The sequence below is a fragment of the Achromobacter mucicolens genome, assembly GCF_902859725.1.
Classification (GTDB): domain Bacteria; phylum Pseudomonadota; class Gammaproteobacteria; order Burkholderiales; family Burkholderiaceae_B; genus Achromobacter; species Achromobacter mucicolens.
Genome location: NZ_CADIJP010000040.1, coordinates 1 through 7,950, shown reverse-complemented (window position 1 = coordinate 7,950; position 7,950 = coordinate 1). Strand labels below are relative to the sequence as shown.

Below are 7,950 nucleotides of genomic sequence, written 5' to 3'. Positions count from 1 at the left end.
GCGCTGGCCGGTGGTGGCGAGGATCTGGTCGGAGACGAGTTTCTGTTCGTAGAAGCCGTCGCCCAGGCGACGGGGTTCGCCGGACGGCGTGAGGAATTTTGCGCCGGCGGGAATCAGGGCGTTCAGGCCACCGGGGGTGTTGCCCAAGCCCGTCTTGATGGCGCCGGATGCGCCCGCGTTGCCGACGGGAGCGCCGGGCTGTTGCAGGAGGCCAAACAGGTAGTCGCTGGAAACGGACTCGTGGTTGCCGATGAAACGCGGGTCGGTGGCGACGACGTACGGGGCATCGGGTGTGCCGTTGACGGCGAAGAGTTGGCTGTCGGGAATCGTGGCCGGGTTGGAGACCGTGCGCACGACGTTGCCGCCGGGCAGACCAAGGCTGGCAACCAGGACGGGGCCGGTTGCGGTGGCGGCGCTTGCGCCGGGCGCCGTGCCGCTGAGCGAGACCGACACATTTCCGCCGGAAGTGGCGACGGGCAGTTCGATGGATTCAGCGGCGAGCGTGCGCTCGTAGGCTGCAACGGTGTCCTTGCGCTTTCTGCCGCTGGGCTGGGAATAGATGGCCCGGTCCACACGCGTGATAATGCGCTCGCCGCTGGCTCCAATGTAGTTGATGGCGCGGCCGCAAACCGACGGCGTGCCGCCGGCCGCAATCTGGTTCTTGTCGTTGGTCACGGTTCCGACGAGCGTCATCGCGCCGCCGGACAGGATCTTGCCGGGACCGGAAAAGACGGTGCGGGTTTCGGTTATGGTTTCTTCGATTTCGTAGTACGTGAAGGTGCCGACCAGACGCGTGCGGAAGTCGGCATTGAACTCACGGACACGCTTATCCAGTTCCGCGAACGCCGCCATGTGGACGGCATGTGCGTCCTGATAAGCTTTGCGCTGCGCCTTCTCTCAAGATACCTGGGAGAGTTGCCGAAGCAGACCGTTTCGGGCTCCTTCCACACCGGAAGCGGGGCCGGAGGCGGCGTCACACCGAAGACCGTCCACACGCGAGAATCCAGGCTGTAGAGGATTGTTCCGAGCGGTCCTATCAGGCCGGGGTAAAGCCATCGTTCATTTGGCCGTGCAAGCCCGTGGAGAATACCTGTACCGAGAGTATCAATGTCAAGTTCCGCGACGAATGCATTAATGAGCACTGATTCTTGACCCTCGACAGGCTAAAAGCTTGGTCTAAAACTGGTCGGTCGAGTACAACACCGAGCGCCCCCATTGCAGTTAACTCCCAGCGCAGTTCCCATAGGCCAATCAAAAAGAAACTCTTTTAACGCCGGACCCTATGCGACGCCGCACTAAATCTCGGAGCAGGTCTCCGCGGCCAATTTCCGCAGCTAATTGTCAGAGACACCCCATAATTTATCCCACTCAAGTAAATAGTGCCTAGACTGCTCACCCAAAAGGACAAAAATTTTGCTTCTTCGCCCGCCTCCTATTCTCCTCACTGCACCGTCCAGCGCCTCTAATAGACCTGTTGCAACATAATCAGGAAGTATTAAGTCGCCACTAGAAACTCCTTCTTCTATGAGAGAAAGAATATCTATCCGCTCAGCGGGGGGAATTGAGTCGAAATTTTCGGCAATTTCCCTTCCTATTCTTGAGAACAACAACATTATGGGAACATCCTCTCCCCAATAATTTATTTCCTCATCCAATCCGCGCCGAATAAATTCGTACCGGCGAAATTTATCCACAAACTCACTTAATACATCCATCACTTCCCCATTAGTGCATTTTGCATGTCGCGCAGAACATGTTCTGCCGCCGAACGATCACTAAAAGACGCATTCGGATTGGCATTTAACCACCTCTGCAGCGACACAGAGTAATTTTTTGCTTTCTGCACATGGTGCTTGCCGCCCACGGAGCCGCCGGTCGCAAGTTCAAATCGCACCGCGTCTGCGGTGCTTTCAGACCCAATTTTCGCACCGTCTCGATATAGTTCGTCCATTAGTTGGGCAAGTCCCACATCCTCGACTTTCGGCTTTGTCATTCTTGCGATCAGGTCATCCGCCAACTTGCCACCAGTAGCTGCGTTAGCGGTACCTCCTGAGGTAACAGGTAAGGGCGGAAGCTCAAGAGGCCCAACGGACTCATACTTCCCGGTAACCGAGTTTTGGCGAGCCAGAACCGTCCCGTCATGACCAAGGACCTCCCCATTATGAACAACCAATTTCGCACCGTCGGCGTATGCCAACTTCGCTGCAGCGCCTTCCAAGGAGTCGCCAGCAGCGCGCGTCAGGATCATACGCAGCGTAGTTGTACCGGCGTTTCGTACCGTTCCCAGAATCCCGCTTGTGGCCAGATCGAAGATCATCAGCCCCGCATCGATCTTCGGCGTCAACAACTTCTGAGATCTGTGATTGCCATCAATAATTACACCGCCGTCCATCTCTAGCCCCTGCTCCTCCGGCAACGGCGATGTCGTCGAAGTCCCGTCCAACGGGCCGTTATTCTGTTGATGGGGCGGAGCGGCCTTGCGCTGCCGACCGTGGACGCACTGCTGGCCGGCGTGGACGACTTGACAACGCAGGCGTCGTTTCGGCACATGGAGACGCCCGGCAGCTACGCGAGGGGTCGTATTGACCAATTGCCGCGAGCGGGGTTGGACGGCGATAACTCTCTTAAGGGCAGACGACCGCTCCGGTAGCCCAGAGCGGATGCTGCCGTTTCATGGCGACGTCGTGGTGTGGGGCGAAGTGGACCGCTTGCGGTTTCACGGGGTAATGCCGCTGAAGGAGTTGCCGCATCCGCAGCTGGGCAGTCTGCGCATCAACTTCAGGATTCGCAAGGCGGGTTGGGTTCTCTCCTTAATACCGAAATTCCCGGCATTCCGATCAGCATAAAGGTGTGATCCGGTGGCTATCGGATCGCGGGCACCGCTCTTGCGGTAAATCCGTACGCCCAACTCACCAGAAACAGGGCTCAAAGAAAACCACAACCGGCACAGGAGCAGGGGGATGCTTTGGCCCGTGCCATACAAAACGACATGGACCGCATCCGCTGGCACCCGTGAGTCAGTTCCGGCCGAACTTGCCGTCACCCTCTATGTGTCCGACCATCGGTTCGATGGCGCTGCGCCGCTTCTTCTCCCGACGATCATGCGTTTTGCCGACCTAATTCAATCCATCCACCTCACTTCAAAATCAGCTAGCTGGGCTTGAAGTCCGGTCTCATGCTCGAACCAGTAATCGAACCCCTCAACATCACTTCTCTTCAGGTAATATAATAGACAGCTGTGTCACCATCCCGGTCATCAGCAATAAAAATCTCCCAGCCAGAATACTCGCCAGACACAACAATGCCCTTCCGAACGATAGCCATATTCATCCTAGTCCGCAGAGGGAACTGGATCAGTGAGACAGCTTCAACGAAGCCCCGATTTCCTCCGGGTTATGCATCATAAAGCTAAATCCGATCCTAGACTATTTACACAGAGTTTTGCTTCGAATTCGAGCCAAACAGAATTCGACGAAGCGTTTGTTGCCTTTCGCCCGAAGACACATCAAAAAATCTCTTCTCAGCGCTTACTTGTACAATCCCATCACTATCACTCACCTGAAAACCCTGCTGCCTCAACAAAGCGCAGCTCGATATTTTTTCTGTTCCCACTATGCTCCAGAATCTATCGGCGATCCACATCAACCTACCAACTGCCTCAATATAACCTACCTTCAACTCAGTTCGACCCGGGTTTAGAGACGTATCAATTTCCAACTGATTAAGCGGCGCAGGTAAACCGTTGGACCTTTTCGGAAGGTTTGCCGCAGATCGCCCTAACCTTTCGTATTCCAATGGATCTCTCGCATTTTGCCAAAAATCATACTCAATGTCATACACCCAACCGTGGATAAATCCAGTCCCAGCGGTAAGGCGTTTGCTTAGCGAGAGCGTCGGCATTTCCACCAAAAAATCAGAATCTTTTAAATCCAAGAAATTTATCCGTCTCGCCGGCAGAATGCCCGACAAAAAATTAACGCCATTTGACACAACTCCGCTGGGCCAACTCCTCTTCTCAGCAATGATAGTTTCGAGCTTAGACGCAGTAACTCCAACGCCATTAAGATAGAAGGTTTCCGGTAAACCAATTGCCCTATACGAAGCCAAAACCAATCTAAAAAGGGCCCGACTATCTATTTTAGATGAGTCGAAGACAAGTTTCGTCCCCTCACGCCGCCCCTCATTCATCGAAACTCCTTAATAATTACAGTGACACCGTATGTGCGACCAAACTCGATCAGCGAACTCGCTGAAATCGCACCTCCTGGCTGCACGCGTAGATCGAGAACCATATTGGCGGGAGCATTGTTAACTGTGGCACCGTTGAACCCCAAATCAATAATATGGCTTTCCATTCTATCCAGCCAAGTTTTACCGGTCGTGTCGACCGACTTCAAACTCACAAGAGTATTTCCATTTTGGAAATCGACGAGCGGAAAATATCCGCCCATCTCTTCCCCTACGTTGTACCAGCCACTTTGATTTGAATATTCGGTTTTAGCAAGATGTTTTTCTATTGCAATTCCGCGATCGGCCGGACGGAGCTTCCACACCTCTGCCAGATCACGTACGGACGTTTCCGGAATTCCAAACGGTAGGTCGTGGCCGGCCGCATCATACTTGCCTGTACTCGGATTTTGCCGAGCCAGAACTGTGCCATCCTGACCAAGAACCTCCCCATTACGAATGGCCCACTTCGCGCCGTCTCCATACGCCAGTTTAGCAGCGGCCCCCTCCATCGAATCGCCAGCCGCACGGGTCAAGATCATACGCAGCGTATTTGTACCAGCGTTTCGTACCGCTCCTATAATTCCGCTTGTTGCCAGATCGAAAATAATCAGCCCCGCATCGACCTTCGGCGTCAACAACTTCTGATTTTCATATTGGCTCAGTAGACTATCCAGCTCTTTGATGGAGTTGGTCAATTGCAGCGCACAACTCGGCACCATCCCGCAGGCCGAACCACTTCCCAGCATCGCCTCCAAAGCCGCACGTGTTTCTGCGATTGCCTCTGGGCCAAAAACGCTCTTCATTTGGTCCATCGCCTGCTGCGTGCCTTCTGAATGCGCGGCTTTGATACGACGGATCAAATCGTCGTACTCTTCCGGCTCCAGTCGGTCAGCCTGCGCAAGACGGTTGATCAGGCTTTGATGCAGCTTCGGATCCAGCGAGTTGTTGTCCAACTCAGCCACGGCCGCGTTCGTGATCGTGGCCAGACCGTCCGCCCCTGCCACAACTGCCGCGCCCGCGATAATCGTCGCGACCAGGTTTCGACGTGACTCACGTTCTTCGTTGGTACCACCTGCAGTACTATCGAGCAGAGCATTGATTACCACCGCCGCTGCGCCGCCGGTCGCACCTGCACCGCAGCTTTGCCCACTTGCTGCGGCTCCCGCGCAACCTACTATCCCCTGCAAGGCAGCATGTTCCGCAGATCCGTCACGGATCCATCCCTTGCTGACCCATTCGCCCACCTGAGCAGCACCCAACTGTTGCACGTAGCTGACGACAGCCTTTTGAGCGATGTCGGAAGCAGCACCGGTTACGTTGCTGCCCGTCGCCGCCATGACTGCGTTTGCAATTTGACGGTAGGTCCCGCCCGGCAGCCAAAGCTTGGCGTCGTCGTACTGGTTCTTCAGTTCCGCATACTTTTTAGGATCGGCCTCGGATTTCATCGCCTTTTCAAGCGCATCCGCTTCCTTCGCCCGATTCGTCAAAAACTGCCCCATCTGCCGCTGGGCTTCCGACGCAATTTCAAACCCCGCTTCGATCTTCTCCTTGTCAAAGATCGGCGTGAGCGCATTCAGCGTGTCTGACGTGTCCCGGTTCAACGCCGCGATTGTTTCGGCAGCCGTCTTACCGGTCAGCGCCAGTTGCCCCGCTTCATCACGAATGACGATCGTCCCGCCGCTGATGCCGCTTTGCGTCGTGGAACTGCTGTTGCCGCTTGCCGCGACCACGGTCGGGGTGCCCATTCCAACGCCGCTACTGCCCGTGGAAACGGACGTGCCCGCATCTTTGGACGCGCCCCCTGCGACTTGGCCGCCCTTGGTGGTGCCCAAGCCCGAGTCGCCTGACTTCCCACCAAACCCGAACCCGCCGCCGATGGACACCTGACTGCCGCTGTAGCGCGCCGTGTTCTTAAGATCTTCAGTGACCAGTGTTCCCGTGGTCAGCTTGTTCAGGCCGTCGGCTACCGCCTTATCGCTGCTGGCAATGACGCTGCCGATGAGTGTGGTGTTGTTCTTGACGTCAATCAGGAAACCGCCATCGCCAGCCCACAAGCCGGTTTGCTCAGTCACGGTATTGAAGTTGCTGTTTATCTTGCCGACGCCGGCGTTCGCCCAAGCATTGCTTGAGCCGTAGCAGTACGGCGGAATGCACAGACTTATGCCAAAACCCGCACTCTTGTTCTTCGAATCGTACTTACTGCTGTCTTGCAAGCTTTCCAGCAAGAGATTGCCGCCAACCGACGCGATGATCTGATCCGCCTTCGCGGCCGCACCCTTTAGCGTGGTGTCGCCGCCGGACTGGATCGCCAAGACATTGCCGGCGGTCACGTTGGTGTTGGTCCAGCTTTCGTCCTTGCCGTTGGCGTTGCCTCGACCCACCGAAGCGCCAAGTTCAAGCGTGAAGCCGTTTTGCTGCCCGCCGGAGGAGTAGCCGATACCGATACTGGCGCTGCTGCTCTTGCTGGAGGTCTTTTGCTCGAAGACGTTGCGCGCGGCCTCCAGCACGATGTCGCCTTCGGCTTTGAGCACCGCGTTGTTGCCAGCCGACAGCGTGGAGCCGGTGACCGTGATGTTCGAGTCCTTGCCCGCGCCTTGCGCAACGACGGTCAGATCCTTGCCTGCGGCAACGGTCGACCCAAAGGCGCTTGAGGCGTTGCGGTCGGTTATGCTGCTGCTCTTGCTGCTGCCTAGGCTGAGCTTGATGCTGACGCCGCCAGCTTGCTGGACCGCATTGGCGTCCTTCACATTGGCCGCTTGCTGGACGGCATCGTACGCGTTGACGGCTGCCAATGCAGTCGTCGCGCCCGCCAGCCCCTTCATCACGGAGTTGTCCGTTTTACCCGCAGCGTCAGCCATGCGCACGCCCGTCTGCACGGCATCGGCGATTGGAGTGCTGGCAGTAAGGGTCAGCCCAGACTGCTTGATCTCGTGAAATTCCCTTTCCTGCGTGGTGTCAAATGCCGCTCCGATGTTCACCTCTTTTCCGATCAAGGTGATATCGCCCTGGCGTGCAATGACGTTGCTGCCCGTGATGTTCAGCGCGTTGCCGGCGTTGATCAGGACATCGCCCTCAACGCTGCCAACGGTGCTGGCGTTGTGGAATACCTTTTTGCTGTCGAGCGAGTCCGTCTGTTTTCTGGAACCGTAGCTAAGACCACCCAGGGCGCCAAAGCCGGACTTCTTGACCATCTTGTAGTCGTAGCTGTCCTGGGCGTTCTGACCGGCTAGGATGTTGACGTCGCGTTCGGCGGACAGCACCAAGTCCATTTGCGCGCCGACGTTCGAGCCCGATACATTCAGGTCACGCCCTGCCATCAGGACAGCGGTGTCGCCGGTGAAGGTAGTGGCCAGGGACTGCTCCCAGTCAACTGCCTTTTTGATGTGCGTCGTCTTCGACGACATGAACCCTTTTTTCGTGTAGTGACTTTCGTCGTACGCCGAGCCGGTCTGCACGCCCGCCATCAGGTTGATGTCGCGGCCCGCCCCCACGGCCAGCTGTTCGCCCGCCGTCACGTCCGCGGCACGCGCATTGACGTCCTGCCCGGCAATCAGCGTAAGGTTGCCATCCGCCGCAATGGACGAACCGACTTCCGAGCTGGTGCTCAGGTCGTGACGGTTCTTCTTGTTTCGGACCAGCGATTCACCGTGGCTTTCCTGCAGTGTCGCCAGGTTGATGTCGCGACCCGCTTGCAGGCGCGCGTCTTCCGTGGCGGTGACT

The 7,950-nt window shown here is 56.7% G+C and carries 5 protein-coding genes; all 5 read right to left on the bottom strand.

Annotation, left to right across the window (positions count from 1 at the left end; genetic code table 11):
* The coding region (locus HV786_RS27100; protein ID WP_175212086.1) for a hypothetical protein at nucleotides 1–852 on the bottom strand (852 nt) is incomplete at its 3' end.
* Between the two features lie 482 nt (nucleotides 853–1,334).
* The gene (locus HV786_RS27095) at nucleotides 1,335–1,715 is read right to left on the bottom strand and encodes a hypothetical protein (protein WP_128830238.1); all 381 of its coding nucleotides are present in this window, start codon (nucleotides 1,713–1,715) and stop codon (nucleotides 1,335–1,337) included.
* The gene (locus HV786_RS27250; protein WP_217284785.1) at nucleotides 1,715–2,392 is read right to left on the bottom strand and encodes a hypothetical protein; all 678 of its coding nucleotides are present in this window, start codon (nucleotides 2,390–2,392) and stop codon (nucleotides 1,715–1,717) included. Before HV786_RS27250 ends, HV786_RS27095 begins: the two co-directional genes overlap by 1 nt.
* Nucleotides 2,393–3,429: 1,037 nt before the next feature.
* Nucleotides 3,430–4,188 carry a hypothetical protein gene (locus HV786_RS27085; protein WP_128830240.1) on the bottom strand — a complete coding sequence of 253 codons (759 nt, stop codon included), beginning with the start codon at nucleotides 4,186–4,188 and terminating at the stop codon, nucleotides 3,430–3,432.
* Nucleotides 4,185–7,950: hemagglutinin repeat-containing protein (locus HV786_RS27080; RefSeq protein WP_217472128.1), on the bottom strand; the 3,766-nt coding region annotated here is incomplete at its 5' end. The genes HV786_RS27085 and HV786_RS27080, both read right to left, overlap by 4 nt.

Bases quoted from the DNA above. Each gene is read 5' to 3' on its own strand.
- HV786_RS27250 (WP_217284785.1), bottom strand. From the start codon at position 2,392: ATGGACGGCGGTGTAATTATTGATGGCAATCACAGATCTCAGAAGTTG.
- HV786_RS27085 (WP_128830240.1), bottom strand. From the start codon at position 4,188: ATGAATGAGGGGCGGCGTGAGGGGACGAAACTTGTCTTCGACTCATCT.
- HV786_RS27095 (WP_128830238.1), bottom strand. From the start codon at position 1,715: ATGGATGTATTAAGTGAGTTTGTGGATAAATTTCGCCGGTACGAATTT.